The sequence below is a fragment of the Plantactinospora sp. KLBMP9567 genome (assembly GCF_033446045.1).
Classification (GTDB): domain Bacteria; phylum Actinomycetota; class Actinomycetes; order Mycobacteriales; family Micromonosporaceae; genus Plantactinospora.
In genome coordinates this window covers 71,372-88,847 of sequence record NZ_JAWQRR010000039.1, presented here as the reverse complement: position 1 = coordinate 88,847, position 17,476 = coordinate 71,372, and the positions used below count along the sequence as shown (strand labels likewise).

The 17,476-nt window shown below is 72.1% G+C and carries 17 protein-coding genes and 1 pseudogene; 6 read left to right on the top strand and 12 right to left on the bottom strand.

The annotated features are described in order from the left end of the window. Positions 1-85 precede the first annotated feature (85 nt). Together fbaA and R6Y94_RS28765 are read right to left on the bottom strand one after the other, a co-directional pair. Positions 86-1,114, bottom strand: coding sequence for a class II fructose-bisphosphate aldolase (gene fbaA / locus R6Y94_RS28770; RefSeq protein ID WP_318398974.1), 1,029 nt, complete (start codon positions 1,112-1,114; stop codon positions 86-88). Between the two features lie 221 nt (positions 1,115-1,335). Next, complete coding sequence (locus tag R6Y94_RS28765; RefSeq protein WP_318398973.1) at positions 1,336-1,716, bottom strand: phage holin family protein; 381 nt, start codon at positions 1,714-1,716, stop codon at positions 1,336-1,338. 135 nt (positions 1,717-1,851) lie between these two features. On the opposite strand from R6Y94_RS28765, the gene R6Y94_RS28760 reads away from it, so the two are divergent. Next, a complete protein-coding gene (locus R6Y94_RS28760) occupies positions 1,852-2,067 on the top strand; it encodes a hypothetical protein (RefSeq protein WP_318398972.1) in 216 nt (71 codons plus the stop codon). On the opposite strand, the gene R6Y94_RS28755 is transcribed toward R6Y94_RS28760, so the two are convergent. The 3 genes from R6Y94_RS28755 to R6Y94_RS28745 form a co-directional block, all read right to left on the bottom strand. Then, the gene (locus R6Y94_RS28755) at positions 2,058-3,632 is read right to left on the bottom strand and encodes a glycosyltransferase family 4 protein (protein ID WP_318399088.1); all 1,575 of its coding nucleotides are present in this window, start codon (positions 3,630-3,632) and stop codon (positions 2,058-2,060) included. The two genes, R6Y94_RS28760 and R6Y94_RS28755, sit on opposite strands and share 10 nt — an antisense overlap. 267 nt (positions 3,633-3,899) lie before the next feature. Continuing rightward, positions 3,900-5,048, bottom strand: a complete 1,149-nt coding sequence (locus R6Y94_RS28750) for an LCP family protein (RefSeq protein ID WP_318398971.1) — start codon at positions 5,046-5,048, stop codon at positions 3,900-3,902. A gap of 2 nt (positions 5,049-5,050) precedes the next feature. Beyond that, positions 5,051-5,530, bottom strand: a complete 480-nt coding sequence (locus R6Y94_RS28745) for a SigE family RNA polymerase sigma factor (protein ID WP_318399087.1) — start codon at positions 5,528-5,530, stop codon at positions 5,051-5,053. Positions 5,531-5,723: 193 nt separating this feature from the next. On the opposite strand from R6Y94_RS28745, the gene R6Y94_RS28740 reads away from it, so the two are divergent. The 4 genes from R6Y94_RS28740 to R6Y94_RS28725 all read left to right on the top strand — a co-directional run bounded on the left by R6Y94_RS28740 (position 5,724) and on the right by R6Y94_RS28725 (position 12,617). Then, positions 5,724-7,286: an LPXTG cell wall anchor domain-containing protein gene (locus R6Y94_RS28740; protein WP_318398970.1), complete on the top strand. Its 1,563-nt coding sequence runs from the start codon at positions 5,724-5,726 to the stop codon at positions 7,284-7,286. 207 nt (positions 7,287-7,493) lie between these two features. Then, positions 7,494-9,077: a 3' terminal RNA ribose 2'-O-methyltransferase Hen1 gene (locus tag R6Y94_RS28735; RefSeq protein ID WP_318398969.1), complete on the top strand. Its 1,584-nt coding sequence runs from the start codon at positions 7,494-7,496 to the stop codon at positions 9,075-9,077. Then, positions 9,074-11,695, top strand: coding sequence for a polynucleotide kinase-phosphatase (locus tag R6Y94_RS28730; protein ID WP_318398968.1), 2,622 nt, complete (start codon positions 9,074-9,076; stop codon positions 11,693-11,695). The genes R6Y94_RS28735 and R6Y94_RS28730 overlap by 4 nt, the downstream gene beginning before the upstream one ends. A gap of 208 nt (positions 11,696-11,903) precedes the next feature. After that, complete coding sequence (locus R6Y94_RS28725; protein WP_318398967.1) at positions 11,904-12,617, top strand: DedA family protein; 714 nt, start codon at positions 11,904-11,906, stop codon at positions 12,615-12,617. 142 nt (positions 12,618-12,759) lie between these two features. Here the strand turns inward: R6Y94_RS28725 and R6Y94_RS28720 are convergent, their stop codons facing one another. Beyond that, on the bottom strand, positions 12,760-13,203 hold the full coding sequence (locus R6Y94_RS28720) for a class II aldolase/adducin family protein (RefSeq protein WP_318399086.1): 444 nt from the start codon (positions 13,201-13,203) through the stop codon (positions 12,760-12,762). A 39-nt stretch (positions 13,204-13,242) separates the two neighbouring features. Between R6Y94_RS28720 and R6Y94_RS28715 the strand changes: the two genes are divergently transcribed. Beyond that, positions 13,243-13,461, top strand: a complete 219-nt coding sequence (locus R6Y94_RS28715) for a hypothetical protein (protein ID WP_318399101.1) — start codon at positions 13,243-13,245, stop codon at positions 13,459-13,461. Between the two features lie 24 nt (positions 13,462-13,485). Here R6Y94_RS28715 and R6Y94_RS28710 read toward each other — a convergent pair. From R6Y94_RS28710 to R6Y94_RS28685, 6 genes and pseudogenes are all read right to left on the bottom strand, one after another. Continuing rightward, positions 13,486-13,689: pseudogene (locus R6Y94_RS28710) on the bottom strand (class II aldolase/adducin family protein); the annotation flags it as partial. Positions 13,690-13,783: 94 nt separating this feature from the next. Continuing rightward, positions 13,784-14,161, bottom strand: coding sequence for an ArsR/SmtB family transcription factor (locus R6Y94_RS28705; RefSeq protein WP_007073957.1), 378 nt, complete (start codon positions 14,159-14,161; stop codon positions 13,784-13,786). Positions 14,162-14,218: 57 nt separating this feature from the next. Continuing rightward, positions 14,219-14,758 (bottom strand): orotate phosphoribosyltransferase, encoded by a 540-nt coding sequence (pyrE, locus tag R6Y94_RS28700; RefSeq protein ID WP_318398966.1) that lies wholly within the window; start codon positions 14,756-14,758, stop codon positions 14,219-14,221. Between the two features lie 182 nt (positions 14,759-14,940). Continuing rightward, positions 14,941-15,717 carry an SDR family oxidoreductase gene (locus R6Y94_RS28695; RefSeq protein ID WP_318399085.1) on the bottom strand — a complete coding sequence of 259 codons (777 nt, stop codon included), beginning with the start codon at positions 15,715-15,717 and terminating at the stop codon, positions 14,941-14,943. A gap of 390 nt (positions 15,718-16,107) precedes the next feature. Beyond that, on the bottom strand, positions 16,108-16,872 hold the full coding sequence (locus R6Y94_RS28690) for a hypothetical protein (protein ID WP_318398965.1): 765 nt from the start codon (positions 16,870-16,872) through the stop codon (positions 16,108-16,110). 169 nt (positions 16,873-17,041) lie between these two features. Further along, positions 17,042-17,419 (bottom strand): hypothetical protein, encoded by a 378-nt coding sequence (locus R6Y94_RS28685; protein WP_318398964.1) that lies wholly within the window; start codon positions 17,417-17,419, stop codon positions 17,042-17,044. Between the last annotated feature and the right edge of the window lie 57 nt (positions 17,420-17,476).

The following is a 17,476-nucleotide window of genomic DNA, read 5'->3' as shown; positions in this document are numbered from 1 at the left end:
GCGACCCCGCCCGGGGCGGGTGGGCCTGGCCGGTGCCGGGATCGGCGACCGTGGCCCCACCCGCCACCGGGTTGGACTGCCGGAACTACTTGGCCAGCGTCGTACCGGTCGAGCGCAGGTGCTCGCACGCCTCGACGACCCGCTGCGCCATGCCCGCCTCGGCCGCCTTGCCCCAGACCCGGGGGTCGTACATCTTCTTGTTGCCGACCTCGCCGTCGACCTTGAGCACGCCGTCGTAGTTGCGGAACATGTGGTCCGCCACCGGCCGGGTGAAGGTGTACTGCGTGTCGGTGTCGATGTTCATCTTCACCACGCCGTAGTCGAGCGCCTCGCGGATCTCCTCCAGCAACGAGCCGGAGCCGCCGTGGAAGACCAGGCTGAGCGGCTTGTCGCCCTTGTTGTACTTGGCGCCGACCGCCTGCTGGATCTCGCCCAGGATCTCCGGGCGGAGCTTGACGTTGCCGGGCTTGTAGACGCCGTGCACGTTGCCGAAGGTCAGCGCCGCCATGTAGCGGCCCTTCTCGCCGAGGCCGAGCGCGTCGACCATGGCGATGCCGTCCTCGACGGTGGTGTAGAGCTTCTCGTTGATCGCGTTCTCGACACCGTCCTCCTCGCCGCCGACCACGCCGACCTCGATCTCCAGCACGATGTGCCCGGCCGCCGCGTCGTCGAGCAACTGCGACGCGATCTCCAGATTCTCCCCGACCGGTACGGCGGAGCCGTCCCACATGTGCGACTGGAACAGCGGCTCCTCGCCCCGGGCCACCCGCTCCTTGGAGATCGCCATCAGCGGGCGGACGAACTTGTCGAGCTTGTCCTTCGGGCAGTGGTCGGTGTGCAGCGCGATGTTGACCGGGTAGTTCTTGGCCACCTCGCGGGCGTACGCGGCGAAGGCCACCGCGCCGGTCACCATGTTCTTCACCGTCGGGCCGGAGAGGTATTCCGCGCCGCCGGTGGAAACCTGGATGATGCCGTCGCTCTCCGCGTCGGCGAAGCCGCGCAGCGCCGCGTTCAGCGTCTGCGAGGACGTCACGTTGATCGCCGGGTACGCATACCGGCCCGCCTTGGCGCGGTCCAGCATCTCGGCGTAGACCTCGGGGGAAGCGATGGGCATGTGAAACGCTCCTTACTAACCGCTCTCGGCCTGCTCGGCCGCTGTCTGGATGATCTATTCCCACCTCCCCTCGCGGCCGGTGGTCGCGGGTGAGGGTCGATGCGCGGGCGCCGCGCGGTTCAGGTGGGAAAAGACTCGATGGGTGCGCCCGGACCGCGCTGTCCTCCGCCCCGAAGTATCCCGTAGTCCGCTCGCGCCAATTCAACCCACCCGGCCCCGGCTCAGCGTTCGGACCGGCCCGGCCACACGACACCGATCAGCCAGCTCACCACGGCCATCACGATCGCCCCGTAGAAGGCGGGCCAGAAGCCGTCGATTTCGAACGGCAGGTCGAACACGTGCGCGATCCAGTCCGTGAGCAGGAAGAGCAGCGCGTTGACGACCAGCGCGAAGAGTCCCAGGGTCAGCACGTAGAAGACGCAGCCGACGAGGTGGATGATCGGCTTGAGCACCGCGTTGACCACCCCGAAGATGAACGCCACGACGAGTACGGTGAGCGCGTCTTCTCCGGCGGACCGCCCGGTCAGCTCGATACCGGGCACCACCAGGCTGGTGATCCACAGTGCCAACGCACCGATCACCAGCCTGATCAGGAAGCCCACCGCCTCATCGTGGCACGCGTCCCGGAGCCGGACGGGCGGTTTAGCCCGCTCCGGGACCGGGCACGGTGCTCCGGGTACGGGCCACCCGATCAGCCCGTACGGTGGAACCAGCGGCACCAATCGGCAGGAGTAGACATGGGCCAGCCCGACGAGGACTTCGCTCCCGGCGACCACCTGACCCCGGACGAGCGCGACCCGGAGGCGCCGGCCGCGGACGCCGTGGAGCAGGCGACGGTCGCGAACCCGAACAACGAGGAGCAGCCGGCCGTGCAGACCGGGCTGGAGGTCAACGACTGGGACGCCCTGGAGCAGGCCCAGGTCGTCGGCACCGAGGACGACGACTACCGCTGAGCCGCCGGCACCGGTAGCCCGTCCGGACGTCCCGCCACCGTCAACGGCCGGGCGGGAGTTCCCGCCGGTTCGGGCGCACCGGAGAGCAGCCGGCGGTAGATCCCGGTGAGGATCTCGGCCTGGGCCGCCCAGGTCCAGCCTTCCAACAGTCCCGGCCGGTCGTATGCGGCCCGGTACCGCTCCCGGTCCGCCAGTACCGTCCGGACCGCCCGGGCGTAGTCGGCGACGTCCCGGGCCCGGAAGACCTCGCCCTGCCCGGTCGACCGGACCGTCCCGGCCATCGTCTTCACATCGCTGACCACCAGCGGCAGCCGGGCGTGCGCGTACTCGAAGAACTTGGTGATCAGCGCGATCTCGTGGTTGGGCCAGTGGTGGATCGGGATCGCCCCGACGTCCGCGCCGGACAGGAACGGCACCACCTGCCAGTGCTCGACGTACGGCAGCACGTGCACCCGGTCGGCGACACCGATCCGGTGGGCGCGCGCGACGAGCTTGCGCACGTACTGGAGGTCGGGGTTCACCACCAGCGCGGTGTGCACCCCGGGCAGCTCGGGCAGGGCGTCGACCATGGTACGCAGGCCACGCTGCTCGGCGGCGCTGCCGCTGTAGACCACCAGCGGAACGTCGGGCCCGATCCCGCAGCGGTGCCGCAGGTCCGGAACGCCCCCGTCCGCCCCGTCCGGGGCGTGCTCGGCGGCGGGCGCGTTCAGCACCACTGCCGGCTGCTCGTCGAGGTGGTGCTCCGCGCGGAGCAGGTCGGCGAGCGCGTCGGAGACGGTGACCACGGCGTCGGCGTACGGGGCGTACTCGCGCTCGTGCGCCCGCATGGCGGGCAGCCAGCGGATGTGTGGCTGCCACGGCCGGATGCCCGGCAGGAACTCGTGGGCGTCCCAGACCAGCTTGACCGGCCGGCCGGCGGCCTGCGCCCTGGTCTTGGCCCGGGCACCCACCCCGAGCATCCGGAAGTCGTTGGCGTGGATCAGGTCCGGCGCCAGCTCGTCGACCACCGGCCCGTACGCCAGCTCGTAGTCCCAGAGCCCCGGTTCGAGCCGACGCCAGGCCCTGTCGCCCATGGTCAACTGCCAGAACAGCGTGTACGCGCGGTCCCACGGGTTGCGGTAGCGACGGCCGTAGAGGCCCCGGTTGTGCATCTTCGTCCGGATCCAGACCCAGCGGCCGGCCAGGGCCGCCAGCACCAGCCGGAGCCGGAGCCAGAGTTCCGCCGCGCGGCGGCGCCGGCCCGCCCGGGCGGCCAGTTCGAGCTGGGCGCCCCGGAACCGCAGGTCCGCCCGCCAGGCGGCGACCTGCTGGGCCTGGTGTTCGGCGATCCCGTTCGGCGGGTAGCCGAGCGGCCAGCGCAGCCAGGCGCGCCGGTACTGGTGACGCTTGCGGAACAGCGGCTCCGGCATCGGCAGCAGCCGGACCTGAGCCCGACCGAGCTGCCAGCTCTGCGGCGCCATGGTCGGCGACCGGCCGAGCAGGATCACCTCCCAGCCGGCGTCCGCCGCCGACCGGGCCTGCTTCTGCACCCGGGAGTCCCCGTTGACGCCGTTGTCGACCAGCATGACGATCCGGCCCGGCGAGTGGCGGCCTGCCCCGGCATCGTCAGGCGTCATCTCGGCTCCGTCCCACGCACCGCCCCACGGACCCGGCGAGTGTACGGGCCAACCTCGGCGACCAGGGCGGAGCCACATGACGCGGAGGTGAACAGCGCGCGACAGGAACCAGGCGGGTCGGGTCGGTGAACCTTTCCACCTTCCGCTGCGGTCCGGCGCGATCGCACGGGCGCCGCGCAGTTCAGGGTTGAAAAGCCTCACCGAGGTGAAAGGGTTTCACCGAGTGACCCGTTCCGGGTGCTTGCCGACCCATTCGGCCAGGGCGTCCCGACGGAACGCGTCGAACAGGCTGCGGCTCTGGGCCGGGTCCAGGCTCTCGACCTCGCCCACCGGTCCACGGTCCGGGTGGTACGTCCAGCCGATCCCCACCGCATCCGCCGCGGCCACCGTCCGCAGCGCACCGAACAGCCCCTGCGGGGTCATCCCGTCAAGGTCGAGGGTGAGGTTCCGGCCGAGCGCCCGGACGATCTCCGCGACCCGGACCGGATTGAGCCCGTCGGCCGGATCGGTGACCTCGTGCAGCAGCGCCTCGGCGAACCGCTGGCCGTTGCGGTCCCGGTCGTGCGCCCCCTGGTCCAGCCGGTACCGCTGGCGCAGCAGGTCCTGCGCGGCGACGCCGTCGAGCTGCTGGCAGCCGGCCGGGAAGACCCGGGCGGTGTGGTGGGACCGCACCTGCCGCGGCAGGCACACCCGGACCCCGCCGACCGCGTCGGTGAGCTGGCGCAGTCCGGCGTAGGTCAGCGTCGCGGTCGCGTCGAACCGGATCCCGGTCAGCGCGCTGACCGTCCGCTCGGTCAGCGCGGCGCCGGCCGCCAGGTCGGGCCGGCTTCCCGGCCGGTGACTGCCGAGGTAGAACGCGGCACTGAGCTTTCCGAAGCCGTGCCCGGGCACCTCGACGCCGAGGTCCCGGGGCACCGAGACGAGATAGAGCCGGCTCCGGTCCGCCGGCACGTGCACCAGCAGCACGGTGTCCGCGCGGTGGCCGTTGCTCCGGCCGTCCCCGCCGTCGACGCCGAGGACGAGGAAGTTCAGCGGCTCGGCCGGGCCGGTCGGCCGGGCCGCGAGCGGCGGCGCGGCGACCTCCGGCATCGGCGGCGGCCCCACGGTACGGCCGAACGTCGGCACCGCGAGCACGCCGAGCATGGCGAGGGCGACCCCGGCGACCTGGGCGGCGCGCCGGCGGCGCCGTCGGCCTACCACCCGACGGTCGATCGCCGCGCGCAGCGGCCCGGCCTCCGGGGTCAGCGACTCGTACCGGACGAACGCCGCCCGCAACTCCTCCTCGACCAGCCGTGGATCCGGGCCGGCACCCGACTCGTCCGGCCCCGGCGAGTCGTCGAACACCAGGATGTCGTCGTCGCTCATTCTCAGGCCTCCACGAATTCGGCACGTAGGGTGGCAAGGGCGCGCGAGATGGCCGACCGGACGGTCCCGACCGCGCAGCCGAGCACCTCGGCGATCTCGGCGTCCGGCAGGTCCTCGTAGTAGCGGAGCACCAGTGCGGCCCGCTGCCGGCGCGGCAGCCGGGACAGCCAGTTCCACACCTGGTCCCGTTCCACGGTGGTCTCGGCGTGGTCGACGCGTACGGCGAGGGCCTCGTCGGGCTCCGCGCGCAGTAGCACCCGCCGTACCCAGGAGCCGCGCTGCCAGTCGAGGTACTGGTTGGTCAGCATCCGGCGCACGTACCGTTCGGGTGCGTCGGCCCGGGCCACCCGCCGCCAGTTGAGCTGAACCCGCACCATCGTCTCCTGCACGAGATCCTGGGCGAGATGGGGATCGCCGGTCAGCATCACCGCGTAGCGCAGCAGCGCGGTGAGTCTGGAGTCGGCGAACTCCTCGTACGTCACGGGCACCTCCGGGCCTCTCCTCCCCTATAGACGGAAGCGTGGGACAGGAAGATTGCCTGACTTACAACTCAGCCGTTCGGCCGAATCTCTCCATCCAGGACAGCGCCGGCAGTTGAGGAGCCCTTAAGCTCCGCAGGCTGCGCCTGACCCGTTACGGCAGGCTGCACCCGCTCTTCACGGGAGGAACCCCTCAATGCGATTCACGACCGCGCGGCGCTGGCTGGCCGGGGTCGGCGTGGCCGGTGCGCTCGTCGCCACCGCCGCCGCTCCGGCCACCGCCGGCGCACCGGCCGGAAAGCTGGACGTCTTCTTCGCCGACACGACGATCGCGGCCGGCAGCGCCGGCAAGATCGAATCGCCGGTGCTGTACTCCACCTCCGGACCGCTGACCCTGCACGAGCTGACCATTCGGTACGACTTCGCCGATCTGGCCGGCAAGGTGAAGGTCGCCGAGGAGGACGAGGAGTTCGGCGACTGTACCCCCTCGGGCGCCACCGCGCTGACCTGTACGATTCCGTACCCCATCGACATCGACGAGCAGGGCCTCGCCGGGGTGGCCTGGGTGGTCCTCGCGCCGACCAAGGAGGCCGAGGACGGTGACGAGGGCAACCTGAAGGTCTCGGTCAGCGCGGCCGGCATCGACACCGTCACGCACACCGCGAAGATCCGGGTCGGCGAGGGTGTCGACCTGGCCGCGGGCGACGAGCTGACCAGGAGCGGCAAACCGGGCGGCAAGGTCAGCACGCCGCTGACCGTGGCCAACAACGGCGAGTCCACCATCCAGGGTGCGGTCGCGGTCTTCTACAACGACTACGCCTTCCGCTCGACGACCCGGTTCAGCAACTGCACGTACGCCGACGAGGACCTGCTCACCTGCAAGTTCGACGAGGCGCTCGCACCGGGCGGCTCCTACAGCGCCACGCTGCCGTACACCATCGGCGCGGACACCGAGGCGCCCGGCGGCGCGTACGGCGAGATCGTCTGGATGACCACCGCCGAGTTCGAGGACTACGTCGCCTACCTGGCCGACCGGGGCGTCACCGACCTGGGCAAGCCCGGCACTGACGGTGAGCTGGACCTGACCCAGGCGGGTGGCGTTCAGGCCCGGGGCCAGCAGGCCGACACCAACCCGGAGAACAACTGGTCGAGCGTCGCGCTCGAGGTCACCGGCAAGAACGGTGCCGACCTCTCCGCGATCGGCGCCACCCTGACCGGCGAGGCCGGCGACGTGGTGACCGCCAAGCTCGGGCTCCGCAACGAGGGTCCGGCCACCATCGACGCGACCCGGGGTGGCGGCTCCTTCACCAACGTGCACGTCACGATCCCGACCGGGACCACCGCGGTCGGCGTACCGGAGAACTGCAGCCCGCGCGACAGCGACGGCAGCGGCGACTGGGAGCAGTTCGGCAAGACCGGTGCCCCGGCGTACCACTGCTACTCGGAGTCCTTCATCAAGGTGGGTGACCAGCACGCGTTCGAGTTCAAGCTGCGCATCGACAAGGTCGTGCCGAACGCCACCGGCAGCATCGAAATCAACATCGACTGCCCGTGCGAGGGCCGGCACAGTGACCTCGACGGGTCCAACGACGAGGCGAAGATCCTGGTGAACGCGACCGAGGAAGGTGGCGGCGGCGGAGGTCTGCCGGTTACCGGCGCGTCCACCGGCATCGTCGCCGCGGCCGGTCTCCTGCTGCTCGCGGCGGGCGTCTTCGGCTTCGTCCTGGCCCGGCGCCGCCGGACCCGGTTCGTCGCCTGACGTCCACGGACACCAGCACCACCGACACCCCGTCGGCCCCGGTACGGGTCGGCGGGGTGTCGCCGTGTCGGGCGGTTCCAGTGCGGTGGCGCGTGGCCGCCGTTCCAGCCATCGGGACCTCGGGACCTCGGGTCGGCGTGTCGCGGTCGGTGCCGGCGGTGGTAATCGACGCGACGGGGTGGTCCGGGAACTGTCAGCATGGTCGACGTGTTGATCACCGTGACCACCACCCACCAGCCAGCCACCGACCTGGGCTACCTGCTCGTGAAGCACCCCGACCGGGTGCACACCTTCGAGGTGCCCACCGGTACGGCGTACGTGGTGTACCCGGAAGCCGGCGCCGAACGTTGCACCGCCGCCCTGCTGCTCGACATCGACCCGCTGGCGCTGCAGGGCGGCCGGGGGCGGCGGGGAAAGGGCGGCCGGGGCGGCAACCCGACGCCGGACGGCTTCACCCTCGGCCAGTACGTCAACGACCGCGGGTACGCCGCCTCCAGCCTGCTCTCCTCGGCGCTGTCCACTGTGTTCCGCTCGGCGCTGCGCGGGAATTCGAAGGACCGGCCCGAGCTGGCCGCCACCCCGATCCCGCTGGAGCTGCGGGTACCCGCACTGCGTTGCCGGGGCGGGGCCGAACTGGCCGGCAGGCTCTTCGCCCCGCTGGGCTGGACGGTGAACGCCGCCCCGATCCCGCTGGACCCGACCCACCCCGACTGGGGCGACAGCCGGTACGTCGACCTCACCCTGACCGGCACGCTGCGGCTCGCCGACGCCCTCAACCACCTGTACGTGCTGCTGCCGGTGCTGGACGACGCCAAGCACTACTGGGTCGCGCCGGACGAGATCGACAAGCTGCTCCGGGCCGGCGCCGGCTGGCTGGCGGAACATCCGGAGCGAGGGCTGATCACCCGCCGCTACCTGGCCCACCGGCGGGCCCTGGCCGGCGCCGCGCTGGCCCGGCTGGCGGAGCAGCGGCTCGCGGACGAGCCGGGCGATCCGGACACCATCGTGGAGGCGCCCGACGGCGGTGCCGACGAGGAGGCCGGGCTGCCGGCCACCGTCGACCGACAGCCGCTCGCGGCGCTGCGCCGGGCCGCCGTACTCGACGCGCTGGACCGCTCCGGCGCCACCCGGGTGCTCGACCTCGGCTGCGGTGGCGGCGCGCTCCTGACCGAGCTGGTGAAGAATCGCCGGTACACCGAGATCGTCGGCACCGACGTCTCCTCCCGGACGCTGGCGATCGCGCAGCGGCGGCTGCGGCTGGACCGGCTGCCGCCCCGGCAGCGCGACCGGATCAAGCTGTGGCAGTCCGCGCTGACCTACCGGGACGACCGGCTGCGCGGGTACGAGGCCGCCGTGCTGATGGAGGTGGTCGAGCACCTCGACCCGCCGCGCCTACCGGCGCTGGAGGCAGCCGTCTTCGGGCACGCCGGACCGGAGACGGTGGTCGTGACCACCCCGAACGTCGAGTACAACGTGCGGTACCCGGGCCTGGCCACCGGTGCGTTCCGGCACACCGACCACCGGTTCGAGTGGACCCGGGCCGAGTTCGCGGCCTGGGCCGACGCGGTCGGCGCCAGCTACGGCTACGCGGTCACGATCAGCGGCGTCGGCGCCGACGACCCGGAGGTGGGCAGCCCGACCCAGCTCGCGGTCTTCGCCCGCACCGCGCCATCGGGAGGTACACCGACCTCTCCGCCCGGCACGGCACCGCCGACGGCCGGCACCGACCGCACGACCAGCACGAGTACGACCGGTGACAGCACCGTTGGTGACGGAGGAGACGCCCGATGAGCACGCTGGACATTCCCGAACTGGCCCTGGTGGCCCTGGTCGGCGTCTCCGGTTCGGGCAAGTCGACCTTTGCCCGCCGGCACTTCGCGCCGACCCAGGTGCTCTCCTCGGACACCTTCCGGGCGATGGTGGCCGACGACGAGAACGACCAGTCCGCCTCGGGCGACGCGTTCGAGGTCCTGCACCACGTCGCCGGAAAGCGGCTGCGCGCCGGTCGGCTGACCGTGGTGGACGCCACCAACCTCCAGCAGCACGCCCGGGCCGGGCTGGTCACCGTCGCCCGGGAACACGACGTACTGCCGGTGGCGATCGTGCTGGACGTGCCCGAGCCGCTCTGCTGGGAGCGTACGCAGGCCCGGTCCGAGCGGTCGTTCGGCCGGCAGGTGCTCGGGCGGATGCAGCGGGACCTGCGGCGCAGTGTCGGGCGGCTGGAGCGGGAGGGCTTCCGCAAGGTGCACGTGCTGCGCGGCGTCGAGGAGATCGAGACCGCCGAGATCCGCTACGAGAAGCTGTTCAACGACCGCAGGGAGCTGACCGGACCGTTCGACATCATCGGCGACGTGCACGGCTGCCGGGCCGAGTTGGCGGCGCTGCTGCTCCGGCTCGGCTGGACGCTGCACCGCGACGGGAGCGGGCGGCCGGTGAACGCGACGCACCCGGAGGGTCGTACCGCGATCTTCGTGGGTGACCTGGTCGACCGCGGGCCGGACTCGCCCGGCGTACTCCGGCTGGTGATGGGGATGGTCGGTGCCGGCACCGCGCTCTGCGTGCCCGGCAACCACGAGCAGAAGCTGCTGCGCAAGCTGCGCGGCCGCAACGTCACGGTCTCGCACGGCCTGGCCGAGACGCTGGCCCAGCTCGACGGCGAGGAACCCGGGTTCGTCGCCGAGATCGCCGCGTTCGTCGACGGCCTGGTCAGCCACTACGTACTGGACGGCGGCCGGCTGGTGGTCGCGCACGCCGGCCTCAAGGCCGAATACCAGGGTCGGGCGTCCGGCCGGGTCCGGGCGTTCGCGCTCTTCGGCGAAACCACCGGCGAGACCGACGAGTACGGCCTGCCGGTGCGCTACCCGTGGGCCCGGGACTACCGCGGTTCGGCGATGGTCGTCTACGGCCACACCCCCACCCCGGCCCCCGAGTGGGTCAACAACACCATCTGCATCGACACCGGCTGCGTCTTCGGCGGCACGTTGACGGCACTGCGTTACCCGAGCCGGGAACTCGTCTCGGTGCCGGCGGCGAAGGAGTACTACCCGCCGGCCCGGCCGTTCACCGGGCGGCCGGCTGCGCTGGCGTCCGGGGCGGCGGCTTCGTCCGGCTCCACCGGCCGGCTGGGCGCCGGCGAGCGGGACGACCTCGGGCTGGACCTGCGGGACGTCACCGGGCGCCGGCACCTCGACTACGGCTACGGCACGCTGACCGTACCGGCCGAGAACGCCGCCGCGGCGCTGGAGGTGATGAGCCGGTTCGCCGTCGACCCGCGCTGGCTGCCCTGGCTGCCGCCGACCATGGCACCCTGCTCCACCTCGGCCGTCGAGGGCTTCCTGGAGCATCCCGCGCAGGCGTTCACGGACTACCGGCGGGCCGGGGTCGACCGGGTGGTCTGCGAGGAGAAGCACATGGGGTCCCGGGCGGTGGTGCTGGTCTGCCGGGACGAGGTCGATCCGGCGGCACCGGCCGGCGCCGGCCGGTTCGGTCCGGGCCGGTTCGGTCCGGGCGACGGGGTGATCTACACCCGCACCGGGCGGCCGTTCTTCGGCGGCGGGCTCGACCGGGCGCTGCTGGCCCGGGTACGCGCCGCCGTCGGCGGTGCCGGGCTGTGGGCGGAACTCGACACCGACTGGCTGTTGCTCGACTGTGAACTGCTGCCCTGGTCGGCCAAGGCCGGCGCGCTGATCCGGGAGCAGTACGCCCCGGTCGGTGCGGCGGGCCGGGCCGCGCTGCCAGCCGTGCTGGACACGCTGGAGAGGGCTGCCGGCCGGGACCTGCCGGTCGCCGACCTGCGGGCCCGGATGGCCCGCCGCGCGACCGACCTCGACCGCTACACCGAGGCGTACCGGAGCTACGTGCGACCGACCGACGGCCTCGCCGGGGTGACCCTGGCGCCGTTCGCCGTACTCGCCAGCGAGGGCGCCTCGCACGCCGGCCGGGACCACGGCTGGCACCTGGCCCTGGCCGACCGGCTGCACGGCGCCGATCCGGAGCTGTTCACCCCGACCCGGCGCCGGGTGGTGGACCTCGGCGACTCCGCCGCGGAGAAGGCGGCGACGGACTGGTGGCTGGAGCTGACCGGGGCCGGCGGCGAGGGGATGGTGGTGAAGCCGTACGCCGGGCTCGGTGCCCGGGACGCCGAGGGCCGGCTACTCCAGCCGGGCCTGAAGTGCCGGGGCCGGGAGTACCTGCGGATCATCTACGGCCCGGAGTACGCCGAACCGGACCAGTTGGCCGTTCTCCGGCAGCGGTCGCTGGGCCGCAAGCGCGGGCTCGCCCTGCGCGAGCACGGGCTCGGCCTGGCCGCGCTGGACCGGCTGGCCGACGGCGCCCCGCTCTGGCGGCGGCACGAGCTGGTCTTCGCGATCCTCGCCTGCGAGTCGGAACCGGTCGATCCGAGACTCTAGGTCCGTCCCCGCCCTGGTCGGCGGCCGGTCATTCCGGCGCCGACCAGGGCGCTCGTCCAGAAACCGCCGTCAGCGTCCGGTCCGGTACGGCCCGGCGGGCGGCATCGCGCGGCGGCAGTCGGGAACGTCCGCCTAGACTGCGGTGGTACCCGCCACCTTGCTGGCGGACCCTTCACCGCGCCATGCCGAGAGTTCCGGAGGTCTCCTCGTGCCGACGCCCACCACCACGCTGGCCCTGGGTCCGGATTGGCTGGATCCGGAGTGGTTGATCTCCACCTTCGGGCTGCTCGGCATCCTGGCCATCGTCTTCGCCGAGTCCGGGCTGCTGATCGGCTTCTTCCTGCCCGGCGACTCGCTGCTGTTCACCGCCGGCCTGCTGACCGCCGACGGTGAATACATCACCTACCCGTTGTGGCTGGTCTGCCTGCTGATCACGATCGCGGCGATCGCCGGTGACCAGGTCGGGTACGCGTTCGGCAAGAAGGTCGGTCCCGCGCTGTTCCGCCGCCCCAACTCGCGGCTGTTCAAGCAGGAAAACCTGATCAAGGCGCATGAGTTCTTCGAGAAGTACGGCGCCCGATCGGTGGTGCTGGCCCGGTTCGTGCCGATCGTCCGTACCTTCACCCCGATCGTCGCCGGGGTCAGCGGGATGCGGTACCGCACGTTCGTGGTCTACAACGTGATCGGCGGCATCCTCTGGGGCACCGGGGTCACGGTGCTCGGCTTCTTCCTCGGCCAGATCCCGTTCGTCAAGACGAACATCGAGCTGATCCTGATCGCCATCGTCTTCGTCTCGGTTGTCCCGATCATCATCGAGCTGCTCCGGGCCCGGATGGCCGCCCGGCGCGGCACCACCCCGGCCGAGCGGGCCGAGCTGGAACACGCGGCCCAGGAGGCGCAGCGGCACCGCCAGGGCTACTAGGCCAACGAGATCAGCGGAGCCTGGCGGCAGTCCCGACGGAAGCCCGCAGCGGCGCGGCCGGCACACGCCGCCCGCGCCGCCCCCTGTCCGGAGCGCCCGGAACGTTGCTCACACGCCCGACCCAACGGGCCAGGAATCCGGCTCAGACGCTGGTGGCGCCGCCATCGATCCGGGCCAGAAACTCGGCGGGCAGCTCCGGCAGCTCGGCGAGCCGGCCGGCGGCGAGCGCCCGGTACGTCAGCCGGGCCGCCTCCTCCAGGTTGGCGGCCCGCTTGTGCGCCAGCTCCACACTGTCGGCCAGCACCGAGCAGCCGTGCCGGCTCAACACAAGACAGTTGGTGCCGTCCCGGGTCGCGTCGGCGGCCAACTCGGCCAGTTCGGTGGTGCCGGGCAGCCGGAACGGCACCCGGGTGACCCGGCGCAGATAGAAGCCGTGGTCGGTGGTGACCAGCTGGATCTCTTCGCCGAGGGCATCGAGCAGCAACACGGTCTGCGGGTGCAGGTGCACGATCGCGTTCACGTCCGGCCGGGCCCGATAGGTGGCGAGGTGCAGCTCGACCTCGCTGGTCGGCACGACCGCCGGCATCGACGGGCCACCCGCGCCCCGGGCGTGCGGGAGCACGGAATGCCGCGTCGGAGTAGCACCGATGCCGGAAGCGGGCACACCGACGGACGCGGAGGCACCACCGGCAACCGAGGCTACGGCGTCCGGGCCCCGGGGTACGGGCAGCGTCGTACCGTCCGGGAGGGCGGCACCGTCCTGGCGGGCCTGTCCGGCGGGCCGGCTCGGCTGCGCCGAGCCACCGTCGGCGGCCGGCTCCCCAGGGCGGAGCGAAACGTCTGAGTGAGCCGGATAGTCCGTAAGGACGGAACCATCCGGGATGCGCACTCGGACGAAGGATGGACGGTCAAGCCGATCCAGCCAGGTGCCGCCAGCGGTCACCCAGCAGGAATCGCCGTCGGGCAACCGGGCGGACAGGTTGCCGCCGGAACCGACCACGAGACCGGTCCGGACGACGTCCTGCCCGACGTACGCGAGCTGATCTCGCAGGTCTCCCTGGAGATAGTTCACGCCGGAAGCCCGCTCCGCCCCACCGCGTCAGCAGCGGTTGGACCGTCTGGCGCCGTCCTGCACAGGGCGGACACCAGACGGGCCGGCCACTGATTCAGCGGGCCTTCTTGGTGGCCCGCTTACGCGGCGGGGTCAGCAGATCGGCGATCGTGGCGATCGCCGTCGGCACCAGGCGGTAGTAAGCCCACACGCCCCGCTTCTCCCGCTCCAGCAAGCCGGCTTCGGTGAGGATACGGAGGTGATGGCTGACCGTCGGCTGGGAGAGACCAAGCGGCGCGGTGAGGTCACACACGCACGCTTCGCCCTCCGGTGCCGACTGGATCAGGCTGAGCAGCCGAAGCCGAGCGGGGTCGGCAAGGGCCTTGAGGACCCCCGCCAGCCGCTCAGCGTCGGCGCGCTCGATCGGCTCGCCGGCAAGCGGCGAGATCTGAGGCATAGTCATTTCGGCCAACGCAGTTCCCACGTATTCCATCCTTCCACCAGCAGCATCGACCCGCCTGCATATCAGCAGATCCGAATCGGCAAACTTTTAGGCCACTAGGCCGAGGTCAGCCAACGTATAGGCTGCCCGGTATGGCAATCCGGCGGCTCGTACGGCGTCGCCCGCACCACGATCAACAATAACCGCCACGCCCACGACCTCGGCTCCGGCCTCCCGTAACGCCTCCACTGCGGTCAGCACGCTGCTTCCCGTGGTGGAGGTGTCCTCCACCGCCAACACCCGGCGACCACTCACCTCCGGACCCTCGATCCGGCGCTGCAACCCGTGCGTCTTGCCGGCCTTGCGCACCACGAAAGCGTCGAGTCGACGCGACGTCGCCGAGGCGGCGTGCAGCATCGAGACGGCGATCGGGTCCGCACCCAACGTCAGGCCGCCAACCGCGTCGTAATCCCAGTCCGCCGTGAGGCTGAGCATGATCCGGCCGACCAACGGTGCCGCCGCGTGATGCAGGGTCACGCGCCGCAGATCGACGTACCAGTCCGCCTCACGACCAGAGGACAGCACCACCCGACCGTGCACGACGGCAAGGTCAGTGATGAATTTACGCAGGTCGTCGTGGTCCCCCATGGCCGGTAAGGGTACTGCGCCAAGGTGAGAGCCGAATGGCCGACCCGGCGGGAGGGCCGTTCGCGTCGGTCTGACGGTGGCCGATGGGCCGAAAAATCGGCTACTCTCCGCACTGAATCTTGCCTACGCGCGCCGTCGTCATCGCAGCCGTAGGAACGCCGGAACCGCGTCGTGCGGCCGGATCACAACTCTCCGCGACCGGTCCGGCCCCGGGCGTCCTTGGCCACCGCCCGCCAGATCCGGCCCGGGGCGTGCCGCAGGCCGAAGACCGCCACCTTGTACCGCCAGTCCGGGACGCTGACCATGCGGTCCCGATCCAGGTCACGAAGGGCGTCCCGCACCACGTCGTCGGCGCGTAGCCACATCCAGTCCGGCGTCTTCGACATGTTGATGCCGGCCCGGTCGTGGAACTCGGTACGCGTGTAGCCGGGGCAGAGCGCCATCACCCGTACGCCCATCGGCCGGACCGACTGGGCCACCGACTCGCTGAAGTTGGTCACCCACGCCTTGCTGGCCGGGTACGTCGACCCGGGCATGACCGGCCCGAAGCCCGCGACGGAAGAGACATTTATCACTGCCCCGTGGCGCCGCTCGGTCATCCCGGGCAGGGCGGCGAGGGTCAGCCGGAGCACGGCGTGCACGTTCAGCCGGAGCAGCCGGGACTCGTCGGAGACCGTCGAGTGCAGGAAGGAGCGGTTGAGACTGATCCCCGCGCTGTTGACGAGCATGTCGACCGGCGCCGACGCGTCGGAGAGCCGCTCCTCGACCGAGCCGCACCCCTGGTCGGTGGCCAGGTCGGCGGAGAGGACCTCGACCGTGTTGCCGTGCCGGGCGGTCAGCTCGGCGGCGGACTCGGCGAGCCGTTCGCCGTCCCGGGCCACCAGCAGCAGGTCGTACCTGTCGGCGGCGAGCCGCCGGGCGAACGCGGCACCGATCCCGGCCGTGGCGCCGGTGATCAGGGCGCGGCGGGTTCCGCTCCGGCCCGCCCCGGGACGCTGACCGGCCCCGGAACCGGCGCCCGACGGGGAAACGGCTTCTGCCACTGGCTTCCTCACCTCGACGACTTCGCTGGCGTACGGCGGGACCGGGCACCGGTCGGGGCGGACCGCGACGCGAGGCGCACCGTACGGCCGCACCTGCGGGGCCCACCGCAGCGGCGGTACCGCTCCCACAACGTAGCGGAGCGCCCCGAATCGGAAAAGACCGTCACCGGGCGAGGAGAGGCTCCGCCGGCGCGATCGGAGGCCGACCGCCGCACCCGCCGCACCCCCCCCCGGTCGCCGCCGACGGCCGGACGTGCCGGATCCCCCGGCAGCCGGTGCCGACCGGGGGATCCGTGGTGCGGGAATTCAGCTCGCCGGTGGGTTGGGGGGCGGGTTCGACGGCGGGTTGCCGGGCGGGTTCGACGGCGGGTTGCCGGGCGGGTTCGACGGCGGTCCGGCCGGCGGATACTGCGGGTACCCGGGGTCGGTGCCGGAGGTCGGCCCCTGGCCCGGGTAGGGCGGCTGGCCCGGGTACGCCGCGCCCGGCACCGGCGGCTCCCAGCCGGCCGGCTGCTTGCGGAAGAACTCGTTCGACGCGGGCAGTGCGAGCAGGATGATCGCGGCGATCAGCGCCAGCAGCGCGACGATCGAGCAGATCAGCGTGAGCGGCTCGCTCCACGAGGGCAATTCCGCCTCGAGCCGGCGCTGGATCTCGGCCCCGTCCGGAAGGTCCCCTGTGGAGCCGCCGCCGGCGCCCATCCCGGAGAGCGCCGTGCCAGCGGCACCGAACCCGGTGCAGCAGACTCCGATCCCGGCGACCACCCAGGTGGCGATCCGGGCGCCGTTGCGGCCCTGGTTGTTCAGCAGAGCCAGCACCACCAGGCCGATGGCGATCAGCAGTTGCAGCACGGCGCTGAACACGGTGGCGCCGACGGCGAAGCCCTCGGCGCCCTCGGCGGAGGTGCCGGCGTACTCCTCGCGGAAGATGGTCGAGACGGTGGCGAGCGTGGCGAGGCTGACCGCCGCCGAGACGGCGATCAGGGCGGCCGCCAGATAGAGCAGATAGCTGGCGTTGGTGACGGTGCCCGGGCGCGGCCTCGCGGTCGGCGCGGGATTGGCTGGTTCCGACACGGCTCTCCTTTCCTGGCTCGGGTCCCCGGCTCGGGGTCCCGGGACCGGTTTGTGCGGGTCGAGTGTTCCCGGATCGAAACTCCCAGATTCCGGACCACCGTATCGGTATCGGTCCCGTCGACCGGGGGTGAACCGCCGCCCGTGCGGCGGGGAGCCGGCCGGACCGGCGTCAGTCCTGGTCGAGCCGGGCGGCGGCGTACTCGCCCAGGGTGGTCCGGTCCATCAGGCAGCCGCTGAAGGTGGTCAGCTCGGCCCGGTCACCGAGCAGTCCCCGCCAGGCTTCCCGGGCGGCCGCCGGGTCCACCCGGTCGAGCAGCGTCGCCGCGTACGCCTTGCCGGCGGCCGAGCCGTTCGCCAGCAACCACGTCAGCCGGGGACGGATCTCCTCGGCCCGGTCGGGCAGTGCCGCCTCGACGGTCCGGTACGCCTCGGTCGGCACCAGCACCTGGCCGGCGAGGCCCACTCCGCCGAACGCGACGACGTCGGCACCGGCGAGTTCGCGTACCGCCGTCGTCAGGTCGTCGACCTGTCCCGGAAACTCGGTCATGCCACCAATGGTGACCCGGCCCGGCCCGGAGCGCTCGCCGGGCGGGGCGCTGGAGCG

Excerpts from the sequence above, each read along its gene's own strand:
- fbaA (WP_318398974.1), bottom strand. The coding sequence starts at position 1,114 with ATGCCCATCGCTTCCCCCGAGGTCTACGCCGAGATGCTGGACCGCGCC.
- R6Y94_RS28760 (WP_318398972.1), top strand. The coding sequence starts at position 1,852 with ATGGGCCAGCCCGACGAGGACTTCGCTCCCGGCGACCACCTGACCCCG.
- R6Y94_RS28755 (WP_318399088.1), bottom strand. The coding sequence starts at position 3,632 with ATGCTGGTCGACAACGGCGTCAACGGGGACTCCCGGGTGCAGAAGCAG.
- R6Y94_RS28750 (WP_318398971.1), bottom strand. The coding sequence starts at position 5,048 with ATGAGCGACGACGACATCCTGGTGTTCGACGACTCGCCGGGGCCGGAC.
- R6Y94_RS28740 (WP_318398970.1), top strand. The coding sequence starts at position 5,724 with ATGCGATTCACGACCGCGCGGCGCTGGCTGGCCGGGGTCGGCGTGGCC.
- R6Y94_RS28730 (WP_318398968.1), top strand. The coding sequence starts at position 9,074 with ATGAGCACGCTGGACATTCCCGAACTGGCCCTGGTGGCCCTGGTCGGC.
- R6Y94_RS28720 (WP_318399086.1), bottom strand. The coding sequence starts at position 13,203 with ATGCCGGCGGTCGTGCCGACCAGCGAGGTCGAGCTGCACCTCGCCACC.
- R6Y94_RS28715 (WP_318399101.1), top strand. The coding sequence starts at position 13,243 with ATGCCGCGTCGGAGTAGCACCGATGCCGGAAGCGGGCACACCGACGGA.
- R6Y94_RS28705 (WP_007073957.1), bottom strand. The coding sequence starts at position 14,161 with ATGGAATACGTGGGAACTGCGTTGGCCGAAATGACTATGCCTCAGATC.
- pyrE (WP_318398966.1), bottom strand. The coding sequence starts at position 14,758 with ATGGGGGACCACGACGACCTGCGTAAATTCATCACTGACCTTGCCGTC.
- R6Y94_RS28685 (WP_318398964.1), bottom strand. The coding sequence starts at position 17,419 with ATGACCGAGTTTCCGGGACAGGTCGACGACCTGACGACGGCGGTACGC.